General features: G+C 53.6%; 22 protein-coding genes. 9 read left to right on the plus strand and 13 right to left on the minus strand.

The window, feature by feature from the left end:
• Positions 1-2 precede the first annotated feature (2 nt).
• From LG323_RS03740 to LG323_RS03750, 3 genes are all read right to left on the minus strand, one after another.
• Positions 3-1,379 carry a sodium-dependent transporter gene (locus LG323_RS03740; protein ID WP_404419173.1) on the minus strand — a complete coding sequence of 459 codons (1,377 nt, stop codon included), beginning with the start codon at positions 1,377-1,379 and terminating at the stop codon, positions 3-5.
• A 106-nt stretch (positions 1,380-1,485) separates the two neighbouring features.
• Positions 1,486-2,685 carry an aromatic amino acid transaminase gene (locus LG323_RS03745; RefSeq protein ID WP_404419175.1) on the minus strand — a complete coding sequence of 400 codons (1,200 nt, stop codon included), beginning with the start codon at positions 2,683-2,685 and terminating at the stop codon, positions 1,486-1,488.
• Between the two features lie 10 nt (positions 2,686-2,695).
• Positions 2,696-6,181 (minus strand): indolepyruvate ferredoxin oxidoreductase family protein, encoded by a 3,486-nt coding sequence (locus LG323_RS03750; protein WP_404419177.1) that lies wholly within the window; start codon positions 6,179-6,181, stop codon positions 2,696-2,698.
• A 184-nt stretch (positions 6,182-6,365) separates the two neighbouring features.
• Here LG323_RS03750 and LG323_RS03755 point away from each other — a divergent pair, with 184 nt between their 5' ends.
• A complete protein-coding gene (locus LG323_RS03755; protein ID WP_310697008.1) occupies positions 6,366-6,860 on the plus strand; it encodes an Lrp/AsnC family transcriptional regulator in 495 nt (164 codons plus the stop codon).
• Here the strand turns inward: LG323_RS03755 and LG323_RS03760 are convergent.
• From LG323_RS03760 to LG323_RS03775, 4 genes are read right to left on the minus strand one after another with little or no spacing between them, the layout of a single operon-like run.
• Positions 6,826-7,539, minus strand: coding sequence for an outer membrane lipoprotein-sorting protein (locus tag LG323_RS03760; protein WP_404419179.1), 714 nt, complete (start codon positions 7,537-7,539; stop codon positions 6,826-6,828). The genes LG323_RS03755 and LG323_RS03760 overlap by 35 nt on opposite strands.
• Complete coding sequence (locus tag LG323_RS03765; protein ID WP_404419181.1) at positions 7,532-8,749, minus strand: ABC transporter permease; 1,218 nt, start codon at positions 8,747-8,749, stop codon at positions 7,532-7,534. Before LG323_RS03765 ends, LG323_RS03760 begins: the two co-directional genes overlap by 8 nt.
• Positions 8,746-9,426, minus strand: a complete 681-nt coding sequence (locus LG323_RS03770) for an ABC transporter ATP-binding protein (protein ID WP_310697011.1) — start codon at positions 9,424-9,426, stop codon at positions 8,746-8,748. The genes LG323_RS03765 and LG323_RS03770 overlap by 4 nt, the downstream gene beginning before the upstream one ends.
• The gene (locus LG323_RS03775) at positions 9,423-10,022 is read right to left on the minus strand and encodes a hypothetical protein (protein ID WP_310697012.1); all 600 of its coding nucleotides are present in this window, start codon (positions 10,020-10,022) and stop codon (positions 9,423-9,425) included. Before LG323_RS03775 ends, LG323_RS03770 begins: the two co-directional genes overlap by 4 nt.
• 196 nt (positions 10,023-10,218) lie before the next feature.
• Here LG323_RS03775 and LG323_RS03780 point away from each other — a divergent pair, with 196 nt between their 5' ends.
• The 4 genes from LG323_RS03780 to LG323_RS03795 are packed head-to-tail and all read left to right on the plus strand — an operon-like array spanning position 10,219 to position 13,515.
• Positions 10,219-11,244, plus strand: a complete 1,026-nt coding sequence (locus LG323_RS03780; RefSeq protein WP_404419184.1) for a hypothetical protein — start codon at positions 10,219-10,221, stop codon at positions 11,242-11,244.
• Positions 11,245-11,255: 11 nt separating this feature from the next.
• On the plus strand, positions 11,256-12,326 hold the full coding sequence (locus LG323_RS03785) for a sensor histidine kinase (protein ID WP_404419186.1): 1,071 nt from the start codon (positions 11,256-11,258) through the stop codon (positions 12,324-12,326).
• Complete coding sequence (locus LG323_RS03790) at positions 12,301-13,089, plus strand: LytR/AlgR family response regulator transcription factor (protein ID WP_404419188.1); 789 nt, start codon at positions 12,301-12,303, stop codon at positions 13,087-13,089. Before LG323_RS03785 ends, LG323_RS03790 begins: the two co-directional genes overlap by 26 nt.
• 54 nt (positions 13,090-13,143) lie before the next feature.
• Positions 13,144-13,515 carry a DUF2237 family protein gene (locus LG323_RS03795; protein ID WP_404419190.1) on the plus strand — a complete coding sequence of 124 codons (372 nt, stop codon included), beginning with the start codon at positions 13,144-13,146 and terminating at the stop codon, positions 13,513-13,515.
• Between the two features lie 5 nt (positions 13,516-13,520).
• Here the strand turns inward: LG323_RS03795 and LG323_RS03800 are convergent, their stop codons facing one another.
• Positions 13,521-14,066, minus strand: a complete 546-nt coding sequence (locus tag LG323_RS03800; RefSeq protein WP_404419192.1) for a YaeQ family protein — start codon at positions 14,064-14,066, stop codon at positions 13,521-13,523.
• Positions 14,067-14,142: 76 nt separating this feature from the next.
• Complete coding sequence (locus LG323_RS03805; RefSeq protein WP_404419194.1) at positions 14,143-14,526, minus strand: hypothetical protein; 384 nt, start codon at positions 14,524-14,526, stop codon at positions 14,143-14,145.
• A gap of 201 nt (positions 14,527-14,727) precedes the next feature.
• On the opposite strand from LG323_RS03805, the gene LG323_RS03810 reads away from it, so the two are divergent.
• The 4 genes from LG323_RS03810 (at position 14,728) to LG323_RS03825 (ending at position 20,029) form a co-directional block, all read left to right on the plus strand.
• Positions 14,728-15,471 carry a response regulator gene (locus LG323_RS03810; RefSeq protein ID WP_310697019.1) on the plus strand — a complete coding sequence of 248 codons (744 nt, stop codon included), beginning with the start codon at positions 14,728-14,730 and terminating at the stop codon, positions 15,469-15,471.
• A gap of 56 nt (positions 15,472-15,527) precedes the next feature.
• Positions 15,528-17,075, plus strand: coding sequence for a GNAT family N-acetyltransferase (locus LG323_RS03815; RefSeq protein ID WP_404419196.1), 1,548 nt, complete (start codon positions 15,528-15,530; stop codon positions 17,073-17,075).
• A gap of 3 nt (positions 17,076-17,078) precedes the next feature.
• Complete coding sequence (locus LG323_RS03820; RefSeq protein WP_404419198.1) at positions 17,079-17,546, plus strand: flavodoxin family protein; 468 nt, start codon at positions 17,079-17,081, stop codon at positions 17,544-17,546.
• Between the two features lie 143 nt (positions 17,547-17,689).
• Positions 17,690-20,029, plus strand: coding sequence for a diguanylate cyclase (locus LG323_RS03825; protein WP_404419200.1), 2,340 nt, complete (start codon positions 17,690-17,692; stop codon positions 20,027-20,029).
• On the opposite strand, the gene LG323_RS03830 is transcribed toward LG323_RS03825, so the two are convergent.
• From LG323_RS03830 to LG323_RS03845, 4 genes are all read right to left on the minus strand, one after another.
• Complete coding sequence (locus tag LG323_RS03830) at positions 20,026-20,526, minus strand: hypothetical protein (RefSeq protein WP_404419202.1); 501 nt, start codon at positions 20,524-20,526, stop codon at positions 20,026-20,028. The genes LG323_RS03825 and LG323_RS03830 overlap by 4 nt on opposite strands.
• Before the next feature lie 62 nt (positions 20,527-20,588).
• Positions 20,589-21,977, minus strand: a complete 1,389-nt coding sequence (gene dbpA, locus LG323_RS03835; protein ID WP_404419204.1) for an ATP-dependent RNA helicase DbpA — start codon at positions 21,975-21,977, stop codon at positions 20,589-20,591.
• Between the two features lie 123 nt (positions 21,978-22,100).
• Positions 22,101-23,027 (minus strand): electron transfer flavoprotein subunit alpha/FixB family protein, encoded by a 927-nt coding sequence (locus LG323_RS03840; protein ID WP_404419205.1) that lies wholly within the window; start codon positions 23,025-23,027, stop codon positions 22,101-22,103.
• A complete protein-coding gene (locus tag LG323_RS03845; RefSeq protein ID WP_404419207.1) occupies positions 23,027-23,776 on the minus strand; it encodes an electron transfer flavoprotein subunit beta/FixA family protein in 750 nt (249 codons plus the stop codon). The genes LG323_RS03840 and LG323_RS03845 overlap by 1 nt, the downstream gene beginning before the upstream one ends.
• Between the last annotated feature and the right edge of the window lie 152 nt (positions 23,777-23,928).

The raw sequence follows: 23,928 nt of genomic DNA on the forward strand, positions 1-23,928 counted from the left end.
TTCTAGCCGAATAGGTTGTACAGGAAAACCCAGGCCACACCCACAGGGGTTACAAAGCGCAGCACAAAGAGAAACAGTGAGTGGCTGATACCCTCCAGCCCCAATTCCTGGTTCAGGGTTTCCCGACGCAGGGCCCAGCCTGCAAAGAGGGCAATGGCCAAGCCACCCAAAGGCATCATCAGATTGGACACCATGAAATCAAAGATGCCAAAGAGATTGCGCTCATCAAAACCGGGAAGGAAAGCCAGCGGATAAACTTCTGCCCAGTGGTTGAAGGACAAGACAGTGCCAATGCCCACAAACCAGATGGTGATACCGCCCAGAAGTGCACCCTTAAGACGGCTGATGCCTTTGCGCTCTTCCAGCCATTCAACAACTGGTTCCAGCATGGAAATGGCTGAAGTCACAGCCGCCATTGCCAGCAGTATGAAAAACAGCGTGCCGAAAAAGCCGCCCCCCGGCATTTGTCCAAAAGCCAGTGGCAGGGTCTGGAAAATCAGCCCTGGCCCTTCGCCTGCCTGCAGGCCTTCAGCAAAGACTACCGGGAAGATCGCCAGACCGGCCAGCAAGGCCACTGCAACATCCAGAAGGGCGATGGTCAGGGCGGTTTTGGGAATGTTCACCCCTTCCGGCAGGTAAGAGCCATAAGCCATCATCACGCCGATACCGATACTCAAGGTAAAGGCCGCATGACCCAGTGCCACCAGCACCCCTTCAGCGGTCAGGCTGGAAAAGTCCGGGAAAAACAAAAAGGCAAACCCTCGCCCGAATTCACCAGTGGTCATGGCATAACCCACCAGAACCAGCAGGAGAACAAACAGCAAGGGCATCAACCAGGTGATGGCTTTTTCCAAGCCCTGACGCACACCTCTGGCCACAATGAAAACCACCAGAAGCATAAACAGACTATGCCAAAGCAACAGAGTCCAGGGGCTGGACAGCAATCCGCCAAACAAAGCCCCTATGGCATCGGTATCGGCTCCCGTAAACTCACCCGTGGCGGCATGCCCCACGTAAACCAGGGACCAGCCACCGATGACCGCATAAAAGGACAAAACCAGAAAGGAAGCCAGCACCCCGTTCCAGCCAATCAGACGCCACCAGGAGGAAGTACCCTCCTGTTCGGTCAGCAGCTGCATGCTGCCCACCGGACTCTGGCGACCACGACGGCCCAGCAGGGTTTCAGCAATCAAGACAGGGATACCGATCAGGAGAATACAGGCCAGGTAAACGAGCACAAATGCACCGCCACCATTTTCGCCGGTGATATAGGGAAATTTCCAGATATTGCCCAGGCCCACGGCAGAGCCTGTGGCGGCAAGAATAAAGGCAAAGCGTGATGACCAGAGCGGATGGGCATTGCTGGTACGACTCATCATTAAGACTCCCGGATTTTATTTTTATAAAAGGGTCTTGCAGCTTCCGTAAGAGAAGCTGAAGAAAGGGTTTATGAAAAAGCGGAAAAAACTTGTCAGCGGTGATCCTTCACTCTTTCAAAATGCTGGCCAGGCCATCACAGACATAATCCAGATTCTGGGCCGACAAGCCCGCAAGATTGATCCGTGAAGACTCCACCATATAAATACTGAAGTCCTTACGGAGCTGCTTCACTTGCTCCGGGCTAATGCCCAGAAATGAAAACATGCCTTGCTGACGTTCGATAAAACTGAAATCCCTGTCCACACCCCGGGCCTGAAGGCCCTGGTTCAACTGCTGACGCAAATACTGAATGCGTGTGCGCATTCCATTCAGTTCACTTCTCCAGAGTTCATCCAGTTGTGTGTGCATCAGAATGGTTTCCACAACAGCAGCCCCATGAGCAGGTGGCATGGAATAGTGGGAACGGATGGTGGTGAAAAGCTCACTGGCCGTCGCCTGGGTCTGTTGCGCTTTAGCCGAAAGAACCAGCAGTGCACCGGTGCGCTCGCGATAAAGGCCGAAATTCTTTGAACAGGACGAGGTCAGCAAGGCTTCAGGAACCGAGTCAAAAAGATAACGAACGCCCTGGGCGTCCTCATCCAGCCCCTGCCCCAGGCCCTGATAGGCCAGATCGATAAAGGGCACGACACCTGTTCTCAGGCAAAACTCGGTGATTTCCTGCCATTGCTGGTTACTGAGATCAGCTCCACTGGGGTTATGACAGCAACCATGCAGTAGCAAAAGATCACCGGCTCGGGCCGATTTCTCCAGAGTTGCCAGCATGGCATCAAAGCGCACACCGCCAGTTTCGGCATCGTAGTAGGGGTAGGTTTCCAGGGGAAGCCCGGCCCCACCCAGCAAAGGCACATGATTGGCCCAGGTGGGATCGGACACCCAGACGCGTGCCTCCGGCTGGCAGCTTTTGATGAGTTCAGCGGCCATCCGCAAGGCACCGCAACCCCCCGGTGTTTGCGCAACAGCCAGGCGATCCTGGAGCCGGGCAGCAAGACCGGCCCCGAGAACCAGGCGGGTGATTTGCTCATTGAAAAGCGGTGACCCCGGAGGCCCGATGTAGCTTTTGGTCAACTCCGATTCCACCAGAATTCTTTGTGCCCGATCCACCGCCTGCATCAGAGGAGTACGTCCCTGTTCATCCTTGTAAACCCCCACTCCGAGATCAACTTTCAGGGGGTGGGTGTCTTCCCTGAATTCCTGCATCAGGCGCAGAATGGGATCAGCGGGTTTGGCTTGCAAATGTTCAAACATGCTTTTCTCCTCAGGCGGCTACAGCCAGGGTTTTCGGCTTGCCGGACTTGAACTCTTCCAGCAGTTGCTGTTTGCGTTTTTCCGCTTTTTCAGCAGCCTCTTCACGAACCGGGCCGAACCCGCGAATCTCTTCTGGCAAACGCGCCAGAGCGACAGCCGTATGTAGATTTTCTGCCTTGAGACCGGCCAGCAGCTGATCAAGCAGACGTTCATAATCAGCCAGCAACTGACGATCCAGCTTGCGATCCTTACTGAAGCGAAAAGGGTCGAGGGTGCTGTGACGCAGACCACGCATCCGCGCCAGCAGCTTCATGGCCTTCAGCATCCAGGGACCAAACTGCTTTTTCCTGGGGCGGCCACTGCGATCCTTCTTGCCATTCAGCAAGGGTGGAGCCAGGTTGAAGTTGATTTTGAAGTTGCCGCTGAAGGTTTCTTCAATTTCCTTGAGAAAATCGGTTTCGGTAAAAAGACGCGCCACTTCATATTCATCCTTGTAAGCCATCAGGCGGAACAGCTGCTCGGCAACGGCTTCACTCAAGGCTTTACTGTCTCCGTCCAACTGCTCCTCTGCTTGGCGCACCTCAGCCACCTTTTGCAGATAACGCTCAGCCCAGGCCTTGTTCTGATATTGCTCCAGGTAGCGGGCATGGCGGCCCAGAACTTCATTCAGGCTGGCCGTGTCGGGCAAGGGGCGCAGATCCAGTTGCTGTTCCAGATAGTCAGGTTCAACTGCAGCCAAACGCCCCCAGGCAAAAGCTTGTTTGTTCTTTTCCACGGCAACCCCGTTCAGCTCCAGAGCCTGCATCAAGGCGGCCCAGGACAGGGGCAGCAAACCCTTTTGCCAAGCAAAGCCCAGCAGCAGGACGTTGGAAAACACCGTATCACCCAGCAGCTGCTCAGCGGTCAGATTGGCATTCAGCTCCGAGAAGTGCTCTTCACCCACCGCATCTTTCAAGAGTTGCAGGCGCTTGGTTGAAGTCATATCCGCATCGCGATAAAGCACATAGTCTGCGGTGGGCAGCTCGGCCTGATTGGCAACAATCCGGGTGTGTCCCTTGTGCAGCACATTCAAGGCCTTCTGGGAGCTGGCCACCACCAGATCACAGGCAATCAGCGCATCCGCCTGGCCTTCTTCAATACGCACCTGATTCAAACCTTCTGGCTGTGCAGCCAGGCGCACATAGCTCAGGACCGCACCGCCTTTCTGGGCAAAACCCATGAAATCCAGAACACTGGTGCCCTTGCCTTCCAGGTGAGCGGCCATGGTGATCAGCTGCCCCACGGTAATCACGCCGGTGCCACCGACGCCACCCACCAGCAGGTCATAGGTACCATTAATTTCAGGGCGTTCAGGTTCAGCCAGTTTTTCCACCCGCTGCCAGAAAGAAGCATCCGCTTCTATGCCTTTGGGTTTGCGCAGTTCACCGCCTTCAATGGTGACGAAGCTGGGGCAAAAACCGCTGACGCAGGAGAAATCCTTGTTGCAGGAGGACTGATCAATCTTGCGCTTGCGTCCCAGTTCCGTTTCCTTGGGAAATAGCGACAGGCAATTGGACTGAACTGAACAATCGCCACAACCTTCGCAGACATGATGATTGATAAAGGCCCTTTTGGCCGGGTCGGGAAAGGTTCCACGCTTGCGACGACGGCGTTTTTCCGCTGCGCAGGTTTGATCGTAGATCAACACAGTGCAACCGGGGATTTCCCGTAACTCCCGCTGCAGGTCATCCAGCTCATCACGGTGATGAAAGGTCACGCCCTTGGGAAAGTCACCTTCATGCCCGCGGTATTTTTCCGGCTCATCACTGACCACCGCAACCTTTTTGACTCCTTCATCATGGGACTGACGGGCAATCATGGGGACGGTGATCTGACCATCCACCGGCTGACCGCCAGTCATGGCCACGGCATCATTGAAAAGAATCTTGTAGGTGATATTAACGCCTGCAGCAACAGCCTGACGCACGGCCATGGAGCCCGAATGAAACCAGGTGCCTTCACCCAGATTCTGGAAGATATGCTTGTCACCCAGGTAAGGGCTTTTACCCACCCAGTTGACCCCTTCACCCCCCATATGAACCAGGGACTCTGTTTCCCGACCCATCCAGGTGGCCATGAAATGACAGCCAATACCGGCCTGGGCTTTGCTGCCTTCAGGCACCTTGGTGGAAGAGTTATGCGGGCAGCCGGAACAGAAATAGGGCAAACGCCGCACACCACCAGGGTCCTGCAAACCGGTTGCCTGGCTGGAAATACGGGCCAGTTCCTGGGTCAGATCCAAGTCAAAAAAGCGCTTGAGGCGGGCAACCAGATAACCGGCCAGCAGCTTGGGACTCAGCTCACCAACATAGGGAATCAGCGGTTGCCCGACTTCATCCTGTTTGCCGGTCACCAGCACCTCTCCGGGATGATCCGGCTCGGACATATATTCCTTGATCTGGCTTTCGATAATCCCGCGTTTTTCTTCAATAACCAGGATTTCCTGCTTGCCGTGAACAAAATCCAGGGCTCCCTTGCGATTGAGGGGCCAGACCATGCCCACCTTGTAGATTTCAATACCCAGTTCACGCAGTCGCTTCTCATCCAGCCCCAAAAGACGCAGGGCTTCCATCAGATCCAGATGACCCTTGCCGGTGGTGACCAGACCAAAACGGGCTTCCGGGTTGGCATAAAACAATTTGTCGATCGGATTGGCCCGTGCGAAAGCCTGAACAGCCTTCAGTTTGTATTCGATACGGGTTTCCAGCTGGGGGCCGGGCAAATCCGGCCAACGATAGTGCAGGCCATCTTCGGGCGGGGTAAAGTCTTCGGGGATTTTATAGTCAGGCAGAGGCTGCACCTCCAGGGAGGCAGCGCTTTCCACGGTCTCGGAAACCGCCTTGAAACCCACCCAGCAGCCGGAATAACGTGAAAGCGCAATACCCCAGAGACCAAACTCTTCATATTCCGCCAGATTGGCGGGGTTGACCACCGGCATAAACCAGGACATGAAAGCCACATCCGACTGGTGCGGCATGGAGGAAGACACACAGCCATGATCATCACCGGCCACCACCAGCACCCCGCCGTGTGGCGAGCTGCCGTAGGCATTGCCGTGTTTGAGCGCATCCCCGGAGCGATCCACTCCCGGCCCTTTGCCGTACCAGAGGCCAAACACCCCTTCCACTTCCCTGTCCGGCTCGGTCTCCACCTGCTGAGTACCCAGCATCATGGTGGCGGCCAGATCTTCGTTAATAGCAGGAATAAAACGGATATTATGTTCATCCAGGTGGGGCTGGGCCTGCCACATGGCCTGATCCACACCCCCCAGGGGAGAGCCCCGGTAACCACTGACCAGACCCGCGGTGTTGTAGCCCAGCTTTTTGTCCAGTTCTGCCTGGCGCAGGGCAATGCGCACCAAAGCCTGGGTTCCTGTTACAAAAATACGCCCCTCTGAGCGGGAGTAGCGGGCATCCAGCTGATAAGCATCCAGACGGACGGAAGCTAGATTTGTCATGGGGAAACCTCATCTCAGTCAATTTGTTGTCGTTGTAGTACTGAGAAGTTTAGTTGGGGAGGCGGTAAAAGTGCTTGCTTTCTTGATATGGATCAAGGTATTTTTTGCAAAGATCTTTCTTAAGATCTAAATTGACACAATATTCTTTCTTTAAGCAGAGAACACAAACAAACAGAGAAACCCCATGGATCATCAGCTGGACAAATTCGACCAACGCATTCTGGTGGAACTGCAAAAAGACGGACGCCTGAAGAATCAGCAATTGGCAGAGATCATTGGTCTCTCTTCTGCAGCTTGCTGGAGAAGGGTCAAAGCCCTGGAAGAAGCGGGCATCATCAAGGGGTTCACGGCTCTGGTTGATCCGCAAACAGTGGGTCAACCGCTGACGGTGCTGGTCATGATCACCCTGTTACGCCACTCCATTGACAACACCCTGGAGTTTGAAGAAAAGATTCTGCGTTACCCGGAAGTCTTGCAATGCTACTCCACCACCGGCAACTCCGATTTTGTTCTGCGCGTGGTCATTGAAGACATGGCCGCCTATGACCGCTTCCTGAATGAAAAAATCTTTACCCTGCAGGGAATCTCCCAGGTCAACTCCAACTTTGCCCTGAGAGAAATTAAAAATGAAACGGCCATTCCTGTTAAAGGGTTTCCCGTGACAGAAAAGCCGGGTTAAACCAGCGCTCAGGAATGTCCACCGGTTCCGAAGAATGATAAAGAATCAGGGTTTGTTCATTCGTCTGAATTCTATCCTGAAGTTTCATGCCGCTGATCACCGGGCGCCCCTGCCTTTCTTCCAGCATAAATTCGGCTTCCCTCGCCAGACGCCCGGATTGCAGATAAAAGTCGGCTTGCTGAGGATGCAAGCTGTCTGAATCCACAAGCAACTCCACCCGCGTATAGGTCACCCCCGAACGCGCTGCTTCCAGCTCAAGAACCCGTTTTTGCCCCTCCTGCTTTTCTGAGATAACGGTATAATCATCTTTCCAGCGCAGAGAAGACAGGTCACCACTGGAGGCCTCACCCAGCAACTTTTGCATGGGCGTAATACGCAGTGGACGTCGGCTGGAGGGCATAAACAGCCAGTATTGATCATCCAGCATCAACATTTTTTGTCCGGCTTCGGCCTGACTGCGAAACAGCACCAGAGAGCGACGGTTTGACCCCACATAAACCTCATAATCCCGCTGGGATTCCAGCTCACCCTTTTTGTAAAGGCGAATTTCGGTCATCACCTTCACTTCTTGATCAGGGTTGCCCAAACGCAATTCATCCATGACATCCAAAGCGGGATGGGCCAGCAGAACCGGGCAAAAGCCCAGAAACAAAATCAGTAGTGCTGTTTGCTTAGACATGATTGAGTGCCTCCACGATGGGCTTATTGATTCCCTTGAGAGTTGCCAGGCCCGCAGCTAGAACAGCAAAAAGTACAACAGCAAGGCTGGTGATTCCTGCCATCCAGGGTGACCAGTAGATATACAGTGGATAGCCATCTGTTTGCCCTGGAGGTGGCGGCATCTGGACGTCCACCCAATAAAGCCCCAGGCTCAGGCCTGCCGCCATGATGAGCCCCAAGAGGCTGCCCAACAGCCCGATCAGCAGAGCTTCCTGCACAAAAAGCCCCAGAATTTCCCGCCGCCGGGTTCCCAGAGCTGCCAGGGTGCCCAGTTCACGGGTACGCTCCATGACACTCATGGAAGCCGTATTGAAAATGGCAAAAGCAACCATGACCAGCAGAATAACCCCCATCACACCAAAGATACGGTTATAAAGATTACGCACACTCTGGTAGAAGGTTACCCTTTCCAGCCAGGGGGTTACCCCCAGCTCGGGGTACTGATCACGGATCTTCTGGTCATAGTATTCATCCTGATGTGGGTGCTGCAGATACACCCCCAACTGACTGACTTGATCGGTAGCCAGCAACTCCTGAGCAGACTGCAGGTGAACCTTGAGCAGCCGGGCATCCAACTCGGGGATACCGGTACTGATAATACCGCGAACGCTGACATCCAGTGCATTGAGCACCCCTTTTGTTGTAGTGCCCAGCAGCGTTAGCCCATCACCCGGCTGAACCTTCAGAGAGGACGCCAGCCTTTGACCCAGAAGAACTTCAGGCACTGCTTGCGAACTTAATTCCGGGGTCAGCCAACGCCCTTGCTTCAAGTCGACACCGGGGCCCTGACGCTGAAAACTTTCCGTCTGCACACCCTGGCCCATAAAGATGGTGGATTTTTCACCATTACTGACCAGACCATCAAAATTGATCTGGGCCAGAGTTGTGTCGATTCCCGGATCAGCCTGCAACTCTTGCTGGAGCTGTTGCACCCGACCCAGCCCCAGCTCCATGGGAATATTTTCCTCGCGTTGAAAATAGTCGGGATGGCTCAGGATCACCTGACCTTCTTTACGCATACTGGCTTCTTTCAGGGACTCGTAGGTATAAAGAGCAAATCCACTTAAAGCCATGATTCCCAACACGGCAACAGCCGTCAGCAGCAGGGTGGCCAGAGTCCGCCGCCGATTACGCCCCAGGTTTTTCCAGGCCAGATATAGCCATTTCATGCTGCACCTCCTTGCAGAACACCCTGATGCAATTGATAAATGCAATCACACCAGGGTTTCAGACGATCATCATGGGTGGCGATCACCAGTGCACAGCCATATTCCCGCCCCAGCTTTTTCATCAAAGCAGCTACGACCAAAGCTGTTTCTTCATCCAGGCTGGCTGTTGGTTCGTCGGCAACCAGTAGTTGTGGTTTTTTAACCAGAGCCCGGGCAATGGCTACCCTTTGGCGTTGACCTCCCGATAAGGCATCCGGAAGTTGATCGGCAAATTCAGCCACCTCCACTTCTTCCAGCACGGTTTGTACTGCCCGTTTGATTGCTGCCCGGGAGTCACCCCGCAGCCACAGGGGGTAAGCCACATTGTCTGCCGCACTCATCACCGGAATCAGATTGAAGCTTTGAAAGACAAAGCCGATACGGCGGCGGCGCAGTTCGGTCAGTTTGGCTGTTGAAGAAAAGTCCATCGGTTGATCCTGCCACCACATTTCTCCACTATCCGGCTGATCGATCAGGCCACAAATATTCAACAAGGTACTTTTACCACTGCCGGAAGGGCCGATCAGAGCGGTCATTTCACCCTGATGAAGTTGCAGGTCGATTCCGGTCAGAACAGCCTGCTGCTGCTTTCCTACCCGGTAGCTTTTATGCAACTGCTGTATTGTTATCAAGCTCATGGAGCCACCTCTTCTATACCCAGAGACTGCAGACGCTGAACAGCCAATTCCTTCATTCTGGATTCATCCACTTCAGACGCAGCCTGGTAGAGGTACTGGTGAATAAAAGCCTGATTTTCTGCTGGAATGCCTTTCAACAAAGAGCTACTGCTGGCTTCCTGAAGAAGTTGATAACCCTGCTCAAAACGTCCAAAGAATCCAGGAACCTCAATGAAAGTGATACCCGCTAGGGCAGGCAATAACACCCCAACTGGCAAGCCATCCAGGTAGCGTTCCTGGTCTTCAGTGTTTAAAAGCTTCAAAGCAGCAGTCATCTGCTCCATGCCTTCCTCGGTATAGCGCAGCTTATTCCAGGGCATCCAGGCATCACGACCTTTGAGTACCTGACTGGCACCCAGCAAAAGTAAAGGAAGAGGATCATCCGGTTGTGATTGATGCAGGTCTTTCCAGGTGGCAGCAATACGTCCAGCAGAGTAGTCATCAGCCACTGCCGCCTGGTAGGACTCATAGGCCGACTGATATTCAGCCGCAACCTGATTGCCACTGGCTCCCAGAGGGAAAACCAGTAACAACAATAAAAAAACCAGGGGTTTCATCTTTACACCTCCTTCAAGAATTGAATACAGGTGAAAGATAAAAGCGGGTTTTCAGCTTGTCAGAAGTAAGCGACCAACGGTCTTATTGGCAAGTAAACGGTCACCGCTGATCAACATCAGTGACCGTTTATCGCATCAAGCTGCAGTGGGTACATATCAGATTTAACCTCAGTGCAAAATTTCTGCAGGGGGTTGTATGCGCGCGCAAGGCTTAATCTTCACATTGCTTTTTGTATTACTGACTCCATCACTTGAAGCCAGGGGAAAAAATCTGGACTGGCGTCTGGAAAGCCAGATGAGCGGCCATTACTATCACTGGGGCGAAAGCCAGCTGCCTGAGGCTCTACAACCTGCAAAACGTCAGCAGGCGGGTTACCTGCGCACCAGCCTCAGCCATTCCGGCTGGTTTGCTGACCTCTGGCTGGCCAGTAACAGAAACCCGCAAGATGGGGATCAAAGTTGGCATCCTGAAGTGGATGAGCTTTATTATGACTTTACACTTGAAAGTGAAGGCCCAACTGTGGAAATGACTCTGGGTGAAAAAAGTCTGCACTGGGATTACGGCTTTCTGGCTTTGCCCCTGAACTGGCTGGGCCCGGGCAATGATCGCAGTACAACCCGCCATCAGGCTGACCCTCTGATCCTGGCTGAAACCTATCAGGGAATGACCGTTTTTCAATCAGTCTGCGCCTGGGTCGATACAGCTGAAGAAGCGCAAAAACATGAAGACCTTTGCCTGCTGCGTAGCCAGGGTTTTGTAGGCAAGGGAGAATGGCAGCTACTGGCTGGTTACCAAGAGGATTGGTTAGCTGGCTTGGGATTGGCCTGGACTCTTACTCCAGCTTTGGCCAGCTATGCTTCGGCAAGCTGGAAGGAACAGGAGGAAGATGAAAAAGCTCTGGAAGCCTTGGTCGGTATGACCTGGGCCTCCGCCCAAGGTTTGGAGGTGCGAGCCGAACACTTTTGGGGCAACACCGATGCAGCGCTGCTGCGTTTGAGTTGGAACCCCAATGACTGGACCTGGGTGGCTGGTTTCAACCATCAGGAACTGCAAGAGCCCCTGCAGATTTACGAATTGGGAATGGAGTATCAGCTAAACTCTTCGGCTCAACTGGAACTCAATTATTTCAGCTATCATCCAGAAGGTCGCCCCGGTGCCACTCAGCTCAACCAGGAAATCAACCTGCGTCTGACCTACACCACGGCGGGCCAGCTCAACTAGAAGCCCAATTTATGCATTCAGTGAACTCAGCATCAAACAAACCGCTTTTAAAGGAACTGCTGCAAAACCTGCTTTTCACCAGCTTCGCCTGTCTGATCATTTCGGTTTTGATGACCCTCTTGAGCCCTCTTTCTTTCTTGTCTTCCCTGAAGATTTCCTTCAGCTATGGCCTGACCATGAGCCTCTTGCTCAATCTCTTTATGGTCTGGTGGCCGCATCAACCGATCTGGCTGACCGCTGGCAGTGGAACTCTTCTGGGTTTGCTGCTGGGCACCAGCGTCATGATCCTGGAAATTCATGGCACTTTTGCCCTGGCTTTTCAGGAACAGCCCCTGCAACTTTTGGGCAACCTCGCCATTGGCCTGATTTTCAGCGTAACCGTCTGCTATTTTTTCTATATCCATTACCAGACACAAAGACTTCGTGCTCAACAGGCTGAAAAAGAAAAAAGCCTGGCTCTCAGCCAGCTCAGAGTATTACAAAGCCAGATGGAGCCCCATTTTCTGTTTAATACTCTGGCCAATATTCAGGGGCTGGTGGATGAAGAGCCTGACACGGCCAAACAGATGATCCAGGCCCTGACAGCCCTGCTGAGAAGCAACCTGGCCCAGGTACGCTCAGATACCAGCAGTCTTGGTCAGGAACTGGATTTGGTCACAGCTTACCTGGACATTCAGCAATTACGTATGGGTAACCGCCTGCACTGGACCCTGCAGTGCCCTCCACATTTATTGGCCCAGCCTGTTGCCCCCCTGCTTTTACAACCCCTGGTCGAAAACGCCATCAAACATGGTTTGGAACCCCTGCCCCAAGGCGGCGAACTGCACCTGATGATTCAGCAACAGGGTCAACAGCTGCAGATGACATTGAACGACACCGGGCAGGGTTTTACCCAGCATAGTCCCACTGCCGGTCAGGGCCTGGGGCTGAGCAATCTACGCAAACGTTTGCAACTGCTTTATGGAGATCAAGTCCAGTTGCAAATCACTCAACCGGCAACAGGCGGAACCCGCGTTGAACTCTGCCTACCTCTGACAACACCTGGAGAAGCACCGCATGCCACTCACCTGTCTGCTGGCTGATGATGAGCCGATACTGCGTTTTCATTTACAGCGTTTACTGGAAGAGCTCTGGCCGGAACTGGATGCGATCATAACGGCAGCCAATGGTGATGAAGCCTGGACTCTGATTCAGGAAGTCCGTCCCCAGGTGGTTTTTCTGGATATCAAAATGCCTGGACTAAGCGGCCTGGAAGTCGCCCAAAAAATGCAGGAGGCTGAACTCAGCCGCAATTGCCAGTTGGTTTTCCTGACCGCTTATGATCAACATGCCCTGGATGCATTTGAGCGCGAAGCCCTGGACTATCTGCTCAAACCGGTCGATGAAAAACGCCTGGGGAAGACCCTGGAGCGCCTGCGCCAGCAACTGCAGCAACAACAGCCCCGCTTTGCCGATCTGGAACAACTGCAGCAGCTACTAGCCGGTCAGGAATCTCCTCCAGCAGATAAAAAAACCGAGCAGCACCTCAAATGGCTGAAAGTCCAAAAAGGTGAAGTTCTGCAAGTACTGGATGTGGAACAGATTCTGGTCTTCCAGGCCGAGGACAAGTACACCACCCTGATCACTCCGGAAGGCGATCACCTGATTCGCACCTCGCTCAAACAACTGGAGCAGGGGTTAAACCCGGAGCTTTTCTGGCGTATCCATCGCCGCACCCTGGTTCAGGTCAGCCAGATAGACCGGGTAACCCGCAGCTTCACGGGCCAACTGGAAGTCAAAATGCATGGAATCAAGCAGCCTTTCACGGTTAGCCGACGCTTTGCCGAGCGCTTCAAGCAAAACTGACTGGCACCCCGCGATCAAACCGCCTAGGCTTGAAACTTCAAGCAGGAGACAACCATGAAATCCGAATTAACCAAAAATGTTCTGGGGGGCCTTTTACAACCCTGCAGCTTTGATACCCAAACCGGCTTTTTTCGTGATGGCTACTGCCACACCTGCATGGAAGACATCGGCATGCACACCGTCTGTGCCCAAGTGTCGGAGGAGTTTCTGGCGTTCAGCAAACAGCAGGGGAATGATCTCAGCACACCCCGCCCGGAAGGGGGATTTCCGGGACTTAAAGCCGGTGACCGCTGGTGTTTATGCGCACTGCGCTGGGTGGAAGCTTATCAGGCGGGCATTGCGCCTCGGGTGGTCCTGGAAAGCACTCATGAGAACACCTTGCAGGTGATTCGGATTGAACACCTGAAAGCCTATGCGGTGCAATAAATGAATCAGGAAAAATCCTTAAGCAACCTGGGTTCAAGACTCAGGCTCTGGTTGCCATCGGAAATGTACACCTGATCCTCGCTGATATTGCACTGCAAATGCATACCCCGAGACATCAGCCCGGCCATTTCCTGCACACTGGCTTCGGGTATTTCCCAGATTTGCAGGTTCTTGAAGCGTTGCAGGGTATTCTGATTCTGTTGCCACCAGACAGGTACACTGCGACCCCCATAAGTATAAAGCCTCACCTGTTTGGCTTTTTGGCTGGCCTTGCGCAGCCATTTTTCATCCAACTGGCCAAAGGCAATCCATAATTCGATATCCCCGTGCAGATTGTATTCCGCCAGCTCTGGCTCCCCTTCATCACTCAGATCCTTGGCAAACACCAGGTTTTCTGAAGCATTGAGGGCAAAAGCCAGCACCCGTACCAGCAAGCGCGCATCGGTTTCGGAAGGGTGCTGTGCCAGAGTCAGGCTGTAATCCTGATAATGGTGGCGCAGCATATCGGCAATCTGTAACTGGGCTTTGATGACTCGGGCTTTCTGGGCCATGAAGGGGCTTCCTGAATGAAAAGCCCCATTGTAATCAAGTTCTCAGCAGATTACCCGTGTCCTCCTGTCTTCGGAATTAACGTTGATCATGACCCCGCCTTTTTCCATCTCGCTCCGGCCAACCGGCAGCATTCAGGGGATAGCTGCGAACCTCTTCACCATCGGCTTGAATCAGGGTGACCTGATAACCGCTATCCAGGCTTTCCACACGAGCTGTTGCACCTGATCCCAGGTGTCTCAAAGCCGCCGCTTCTGCCATCTTGTGAACCTCTTCTTCGCTATACTGAATGCTTTCCCGCTTTTCGCGATAGGCTTGCATCCGCTCACCGCGTTCCATTTTGCCTGCACAGGGGGCAGCCGAACGCTTGTCGTCGGTTGCAGCCATCAGGCTGGCTGGGGCTAGGAACAACAGACCCACCACCAAAGCGGCCATGCTGAGTGTCCGGTTTTTTGCTTTCATGATCATTTCCTCTCTTTCTGAGTGAAGCTCTGCTTTTCAGAGCGCAGAATCATTACAGCAAGTACTTGTCGCAGGAGTATCCCAGGCAACCGGGAAATTGTCGCAGGAAAGTGGACAAGGGATACACTTTGAAGAAACTTTTGAGACCCGGCTTCTTTTATACTGACCTCCAAACCGGCAAACAGAAGGGAGTACAACATCATGTCTGATAACCAGCCACAACTGCTGGTGATTGACGATGACCAGGAAATCCGTGAGCTTCTGGGCCGCTACCTGGGCAATCAGGGCATTCAATGCCATCTGGCCGCATCTGCTGCGAAAGCCCGTGCATACCTGACCAACCACCGGCCCGATCTGATTCTGCTGGATATCATGATGCCCGGAGAAGATGGCCTCAGCCTTTGCCGTTATCTGAGTGAACATCAGCCGGATCTACCCGTGATTATGGTTTCGGCCAAGAATGAAACCCTGGACCGGGTTTTGGGCCTGGAAATCGGAGCCGATGACTACATCAGCAAACCTTTTGAACCTCGTGAACTGCTGGCCAGAATCAAGGCTGTACTCAGACGCAGTCATGCCGCCCCCTCCACTTCGGCAACCCGCTTGCCTGCCACCCCTGTTCTGGAGTTTGCACAATGGAAACTGAATACTGAAGCCCGAACCCTGGTGGACCCTGAAGGCGTGGAAATCACCCTGTCTGCTGCCGAGTTCAAACTGCTGCAGGTTTTTCTGCAGCACCCCAAACGGGTTTTAAGCCGTGATCAGTTGCTGGATTTGACCGCAGGCCGTGAAGCTCAGGCTTTTGACAGAGCCATTGATAACCAGGTCAGCCGTTTAAGACGCAAAATAGAACCGGACTCCCGAAATCCCTCGCTCATCAAAACCGTGTGGGGCGGCGGCTACCAGTTCAATGCTGAAGTGAAGTCTTTATTTTCAGATAATTAGGGCTTAAGCTGACTGCTGATGACCTTGTTTTTTTATCGGCTACCGGGAAAACCGCCATGACTCTGGAAGATCCGCATCTCAATCTTCGCAACCTGAAAAAGAAAGACTACCCCCAGCTGAAAAACCTGATGGACAAGGTTTACGACGATATCGGCGGTGCCTGGCCTCAGGCGACCATCAACAAGCTCGTCAAGGATTTCCCGGATGGGCAGATCGTCATTGTCGATGATGACCGTCTGGTGGGGGTTGCCCTGAGTGTCCTGGTGGATTACGCCACCTTTTCCGAGCCTCACAAATACAGCGACCTGACGGACAGCAAGGAGCTGGTGCGCAACAACCCCAATGGAGATGCCCTCTACGGTCTGGATGTTCTGATTGACCCGGATTACCGCGGCCATCGCCTGGGTCGACGCCTGTACGACACCCGCAAGGAAATGTGTCGCTCCATGAACCTGCGAGCCATTATCGCCGGGGGACGTATCCCCAGTTATCATGAATACGCCAAGGACCTGAAACCCACTGAATACCTGGAAGAGGTCGCCCGCAAGGAAATCCACGACCCCATCCTATCCTTCCAACTCGCCAATGACTTCATGGTCAAGCGCCTGATGCGCGGCTACCTGCCGGAAGATGACCGCTCCCACGGCTATGCCACTCTGCTGGAATGGAACAATATTCTTTATGAGCCTGCCGACCTGATTCTCGACAGTGTGAGTACCGAAGCTCGCGTGGGGGCTGTGCAATGGCAGATGCGTGAGTTTGATTCCGTGGATTCCGTACTTCAGCAGGTGGAATACTTTGTCGATGCACTTTCGGATTACGGCAGTGATTTTGCCGTCTTTCCTGAACTCTTCAACGCGCCCCTGATGGGGCTGACCGACCAGTCCGACACAGTGCAGACCGTGCGCTTTCTGGCGACCTTTACCGAGCAGTTCAAAACCGAACTCATGCGTATGGCGGTCAGCTACAACATCAACATCATTGCCGGCTCCATGGTTGAAGAAGGCGAGGACGAACTGCTCTATAACGTGGCCTACCTGTTTCGTCGTGATGGTACTCTGGAACGCCAGCCCAAGTTGCATATCACCCCTCAGGAAAGACGCGACTGGATCATTGAAGGCGGTCATGAGCTTTCGGTGTTTGAAACCGATGCCGGGCGCATTGGTATGCTGATCTGTTATGACGTGGAGTTTCCCGAGCTGGGCCGTCTGCTGGCCGATGATGATATGGACATACTTTTTGTGCCCTTCTGGACGGACACCAAAAACGGCTACCTGCGTGTGCGTCACTGTGCCCAGGCGCGTGCCGTGGAAAATGAATGCTATGTGGTGATCTGCGGCAGTGTCGGCAACCTGCCTTCCATTGAAAGCCTCGACATCCAGTATGCTCAGTCGGCCGTTTTCTCGCCTTCGGATTTCGCCTTCCCGCATGATGCGGTGCTCAACGAAACCACCCCCAACACCGAGATGATTTTCTTCTCGGACCTGGACTTCACCCGTCTGAAGCTGGTGCGCAGCGAAGGTTCGGTGACTAACCTGAAAGATCGCCGTCATGATTTGTTCAGTGTCAAATGGCGAAAGAAAAAGAAGGCTCCAGGAGGCTAAGTAATGCAGAAGAAAAAGCTTCTCCTTGTTGCCCACGCCCCGTCACCCAACACTCGCCGCCTGGTGGATGCGGTTCTGGCTGGTGCCGGGCATGAAGACATTCAGGGCGTGGACACCATCTGGATTCCACCCCTGCAAACCCAGCCGGAGGATGTCCTTCAGGCGGATGCCATCATCCTGGGCACCACCGAAAACCTGGGTTACATGAGTGGCGCCTTAAAAGATTTTTTTGACCGCTGCTACTATCCGGTACTGGAAGAAAAACAGGGCCTGCCCTGCGCCCTTTATATTCGTGCCGGACTGGATGGCACCGGAACCCGTCGTGCAGTGGAAAGCATCGTCACCGGGCTACGCTGGAACTGGGCGCAGGAACCCATCACTTTCAAGGGCCAATGGCAGGAGGATTTTGTCGAACAAGCGGAAGAACTCGGGCTGGCCATGGCCGCAGGCCTGGAAGCCGGAGTGTTTTAATCCTGATCGGATCTAACCTTATGGATTGATCCTGATCAATGAAAGCAGGCAAACAGTAACCTAAGATCGCCGGTTTTTTAACATCTTCTTTCAATTGAACGAAGAACCCCTGATTTTTTTGGGGAATAAAACCAGGGGTTCTCGTGGAAATTTGCCAGTCTACAGCCTTGAACGACAAAATCCGAAAGTCCAAACTTTTCCGTAAAACCTTTGCCAGCATCGTGATCGGAGCCCTGGCATTCACCGCTATCAGCTATTGGGCTTCTGTGCCCTGGCTGCGCACTACGGTGGAGCAACAGGAAGAGCAAACTGGCCGGGTTATCCTCGACAACACCTACCAACTGGCCCTGAGCATCCAGGAGGATGTTCAGGAATGGCGGCGATTTGCCCTGGAAACCCGGCGCCGTGAACTGAGCCACATTCTGGATCTGGCCGAAAACTCACTGCTGCAACTGGAAATTCAGCTTCGCCAGCAAAACCTGCCCCCAGAAGAGGTAGAAAAGCAATTAATGGAAGCTCTGCGCCATCTGCAGTTTGGTCAGGAAGATTACGTCTATCTTCTGGACACCCAGGAGCGCATTCTTTCCCACCCCCTCCCCCAGATGCATGGTCAGGATTTTTCGGAAGTTGGAGACGACCTGGGCTATCTGAACCTCCCGCAACTGATCAAACAAGCCCAGGAAGAGGGAGAGGGTTTTCACCGCTATCGTTGGACACGCCTCAGTGGAGGAGAGCTCAAGGAAAAACTCGCCCACTACAAATACCTGCCCGAGCGAGGCTGGATACTGGTGACGGGGGTTTATATTGATGATGTGGAAGCTCAGGTTCGTCAGCACAAGGAAAAGCTGATCGAACGGTTACGCCAACAAATACACCAGACGCACATCAACGAAACCGGCTACCTGTTTGTGTTTGATGGCAACAAGAACATGCTGATTCACCCCAACTCCAATATTGAAGGTGAAAATGTCAGTGGCATGATCAACCCCTTGACCCAGCGTTCTCTAGCCCATGAATTAATGGCGGCAGCTGATTCAAAAAACAACCGGATTGTCTACCAGTGGGACAGGCCCAGTGACCCAGGCAACTATGTCCATGACAAAATTTCCTGGGTACGTTACCTGCCGGAATTTGACTGGTATATGGCTTCCTCGGTTTATATGAGCGAGCTTCAAAGCACGGCCGATACCCTGACCCAACGCATCCTGATCATCGCAACACTGCTGTTGCTGATCACCTTTACTGCAGCCTACTTTTTTCTCAACCGCCTGATTCATCCCATCACCCGCCTGGCCCGGGATGCCTCACGGGTCAGAGACGGGGATTTAACGGTGCGCTCGGATATTCGGCGCAATGATGAGATCGGCGTGCTGGCCGCCACTTTCAATGCTATGGTGGCACGCATCAAGGATCAGATGGAGCATATGGAACAAAGGGTCGCCCGACGCACCGCCAAGCTGGCGGAAACGGTCAATGACCTGGAAAACCGCAACCATGAAAGCAGTGTTTTCACTCGCATGAATGAACTGCTCTTGTCCTGCCGGTCCGAAGAAGAGGTTTTCACCATCACCCTGCAAACCTGCCAGGCCTTTTTTCCAGAGGATTCGGGCTGTGCCTATCTGGCCGATGACCAGGGGCAGCTGCACCTGGTGACCCAGTGGGGTGACATCGACTCAGACCAGCGCCTTGACGACCACCTTTCCTGCTGGTCAATACGTCGCGGTCAAAGCCACCAAACCCTGGCCACCCAGACACGAAGCCTTTGCCCTCATTGCCATCAGAAGGATGCTATCAGCCTCTGTGTGCCCCTGCAGGCAGAAGGCCAGGTGACCGGCATTATTCGCCTGAACACCCCTGCCGGAACCCGCGAGCAGAATCAAAAGGAACTGGCCAGACGTGAGCGACTTCTGGGCACCGCAGTCGAACATGCAGCCCTGTCCGTGATCAACCTGCGTTTGCGCGAACGCCTGCATCAGGAGTCCATTCTTGATAGCCTGACCGGCCTGCACAATCGCCGCTATCTGGAAGCCACTCTGGACCGGGAAATTTCCCGGGCTGAACGTCATCAGAATCTGACCGGCCTGATCATGCTGGATGTTGACCACTTCAAGGATTTTAATGACCATTATGGGCATGAAATGGGTGACAAGGTATTAAGTCAAGTGGGCCATATTCTACGCCACAGTATCCGCAAGGAAGACACGGCCTGCCGTTACGGGGGTGAAGAGTTCACCCTGGTCATCCCGGAAACCGACGCAGAGGGGCTGGCCACTCTGGCCGAGCTGGTGCGCAGTCGGATTGAAACTCAGATCAGCCAACTTCTGGAAAGCCAAATCAAGGAGAAGGTCACCGTTTCCCTGGGAACCGCCCTCTACCCCCTGCATGCCCAGGATAAAGCCAGCCTGCTTAAGGCCGCTGATGAAGCCTTGTACCAGGCCAAGGGACTGGGGCGCAACCAGGTGGTGACCACGCAAACATCCTAGAAGTAGTAACGACCACCCAGGGCAGCATTGATTCCGAAATCACTGTCAGGGATCAGATCCATGGTGGGCACTGCTTCAACAAAAAGATCCACGGGTGCATCAGCAAACTGGTAGGAAATGCCCAAGGGTACTCTCACGCCCAGCAGGGTATCGTCATCGTCATGGTGTCTGTCGTGATCCCTGAATTTCGCCCGGGCACCCAGACCCAGATAGGTGGTCAGATCACCGGATAAATTCAGATCGTTTGCCACGCCTCTAAGCAATCCATACTGATGGAACAGATAGTCACCGTGCAGGTGAAAGGAATCGCTTCCTGAAGAAGACCAACCCAGCCCCAGATCCAGGGCGCGCCGGGAATCCAGCCACTTCTTGACACTCAACCCGGTGGGTTCACCAACGATAAAGCCGATTCCCAGTTGATTGCCCCTTTGTGCATGGGCGCTGTTGATCATGACCAGAGCCAGGAGCGACAGGCCTAATAAATGCAATTTTTTCATAGCTTTCTACCTTGGACAGCCCATAATTTCGACTGCGTGTTACCAGAAGGAAGGCAGCCAGTTTAGCTACGCAGAAGTCGGGCCCGAAAGTTTCGACCTTTCAGTTTACCGTCCGTCAGCTGAGCCAGGGCAAGCTTGGCCTGGTTACGTTCCACTGCCACATAGCTGCGCCGGGCAGTCACCTGAATTTTTCCAATTTGCTCAGCGTTCAGGCGCTGTTCAGCCGTCAAGGCACCCAGGATATCACCCGGACGCAGTTTGTCTTTTTTACCGCCGTCGATCACCAGAGTCAGCATGGCTGCCGGCTTTGGTTGGCTCTGCCCTGGATTTGCAGCAGGCAGATCTTCCGGTGTGATTCTTTCCTGCAGATAATCTGCCAGGGCATCCAGCCGGAAGCTATCAGCATCACTGAACAGGGTACAGGCCACGCCCTGTCCCCCTGCCCGTCCGGTGCGCCCAACACGATGCACATGCACTTCAGGATCCAGGGATAACTGGTAATTAAAGACTGCATCCAGGGTGGCAATATCCAGCCCGCGGGCTGCCACATCGGTGGCCACCAGAATACTGATGCTTTTATTGGCAAATTGCACCAGCGTCTGATCTCTGTCTTTCTGCTCCATGTCACCGTGCAGGGCCAGAGCACTGAAACCGGCCTGATTGAGCCGATCAGCCACTTCCTGGGTTTCCTTGCGGGTGGTGCAAAACACCACACTGGAAACTGGAGCCAGATGCAACAATAAGCCTTGTAGGGCTGCAAAGCGCTGGCTGTCATTTTTTAAACGGTAAAAATGCTGACGGATACTGCTGGCATCATGACCGCTTTCCACGGTGATGCGTTCGGGGTCTTTCAGAAAACGGGCTGCCAGGCTAGCGATTTTTTCCGGGAAGGTGGCACTGAACAAAAGGGTCTGGCGCTGGCTGGGCAGTTCGGCAACGATGGCATCCAGAGTGTCCTGAAAACCCATTTCCAGCATACGGTCGCCTTCATCCAGAACCAGGAGATTAACCTGATCCAGCTTCAGATTTTCCTTGCGCAGATGGTCATCAATACGGCCCGGCGTTCCCACCAGGATATGCGCACCCTGCTGCAGAGATAAAGCCTGAGGCCCAAAGGGCTGGCCGCCGCAAAGGGTCAGCACCTTGACGTTATGCGTACCCCGCGCCAGACGGCGGATTTCACCGGCCACCTGATCAGCCAACTCACGGGTGGGGCAAAGCACCAGGGATTGAATACAAAAACGCTCCACTTCCAGCTTCTGCAACAAACCCAGGCCAAAAGCAGCGGTTTTCCCGGAGCCGGTTTTAGCCTGGGCAATCACATCCCGACCTTCCAGAATCAGTGGCAGGCTCTGCTCTTGAATGGGCGTCATCTGCAGATAACCCAGAGTTTCCAGATTGGCTAAAAGTTCAGGGCGCAGGGTCAGATTGGAAAAAGCGGAAGCAGTCAAGGGAAATCCTGATGATGGTAAACATAGAAGGATACGAAGAGTAACACAGAAGACAAACTCACGTATAAAAAAAGGCCAGCCCGAGGGCTGACCTTTTGTTGCTTTGCTGATTCTGAGTAAGGCTTACAGCTTGCCTTCCAGCTCCGGCACGGCTTCAAACAGATCCGCAACCAGACCGTAATCGGACACCTGAAAGATGGGTGCTTCTTCATCCTTGTTGATGGCAACAATCACCTTGGAGTCTTTCATACCAGCCAGATGCTGAATAGCACCGGAAATGCCTGCGGCAATGTAGAGCTGAGGCGCAACGATTTTGCCCGTCTGACCCACCTGCAGGTCATTGGGCACGTAACCGGCATCCACTGCGGCACGTGAGGCACCCACCGCACCACCGAGCTTGTCGGCCAGCTTGTAGATAATCTCAAAGCCTTCCTTGCTGCCCACACCGCGACCACCAGAAACCACCACACCGGCTGCCGTCAGTTCAGGACGATCCGAAGCCACCAGCTCTTCACCCACATGCGAAGACAGTCCGGCATCGGTTGATTGGTCCAGCGTTTCAATCGCTGCAGAACCCGTGTCCGCCACCGGATCAAAGGAAGTGCCGCGCACGGTGATGACCTTAACGGCATCTTCGCTCTGCACGGTGGCAATGGCATTACCGGCATAGATAGGACGCTTGAAGGTATCCGCGCTTTCCACGGCAATGATTTCAGAAATCTGATTGACATCCAGCAGAGCTGCAGCACGTGGGAAGACGTTTTTGCCCACCCCGGTCGCACCGGTCAGCAGATGGGTGTAATCCTTGCCGATTTCACCCAGCAGAGCCGCCAAGTTTTCAGCCAGTTGATGGCCGTAGGCCGCATTATCAGCCACCAGCACCTTGGCCACACCTTCCAGCTTGGCAGCAGCTTCAGCGGCAGGCTGGCAGTTTTCACCGGCGACCAGAACGCTGATATCGCCACCGATTGCTTTGGCGGCGGCAACAACGTTGGCGGTCACGGGCGACAGTTCACTGTTGTGATGATCAGCTACAACTAGAATGCTCATTAGACCACCTTCGCTTCATTTTTCAGTTTATCGACCAGCTCATCCACACTGCCCACCTTGATACCGGCAGAACGCTCGGCAGGCGGCTCAACCTTGAGGGTTTTCAGCTTGGAAGCCACTTCCACGCCATAATCCGCCGGGGTCTTGCTGTCCAGCGGCTTTTTCTTGGCTTTCATGATGTTAGGCAGCTTGGCATAGCGGGGATCATTCAGGCGCAGGTCGGCACTGATCACGGCAGGCAGTTTGATTTCGATGGTTTGCAGGCCGCCATCAATTTCCCGGGTGATCTTGGCATTTTCACCCTCTACTTCCACCTTGGAGGCAAACATGCCCTGAGACATTCCAGTCAAACCGGCCAGCATCTGGGGGGTCTGGTTGTTATCGGTATCAATGGACTGTTTGCCCATCATCACGATTTGCGGCTGCTCTTCTTCAACAATCTTCGCCAGAATTTTGGCTGCGGTCAAAGAATCCACCGCTTCATCGGTTTCCACCAGAATGCTGCGATCAGCACCCAGGGCCATGGCCGTGCGCAGTTGTTCCTGGGCTGTTTTGGGACCAATGCTCACCGCAATCACTTCCGTGGCCGTGCCTTTTTCCTTCAAGCGTACCGCTTCTTCAACCGCGATTTCACAGAAAGGGTTCATGGACATTTTGACATTCGCCAGATCGACATCCGACTGATCCGCTTTGACACGAACCTTGACGTTGTAATCCACAACGCGTTTAACAGGGACAAGAACCTTCATAGATTCTCCGTTTTCTCAGTGGTTGAAACAGCAGGTAACTTTTTGGACGTAACCTGCAACATAAAAATCGGGGTGCTTGTAACACCGGGTTTACGAATGATGACTCTAAGTCGGCTTTCAGTCAAATTCCGACTTAAACTGACTGGTCACAT

The organism is Marinospirillum sp. (genome assembly GCF_044810985.1).
Classification (GTDB): Bacteria; Pseudomonadota; Gammaproteobacteria; order Pseudomonadales; family Halomonadaceae; genus Marinospirillum.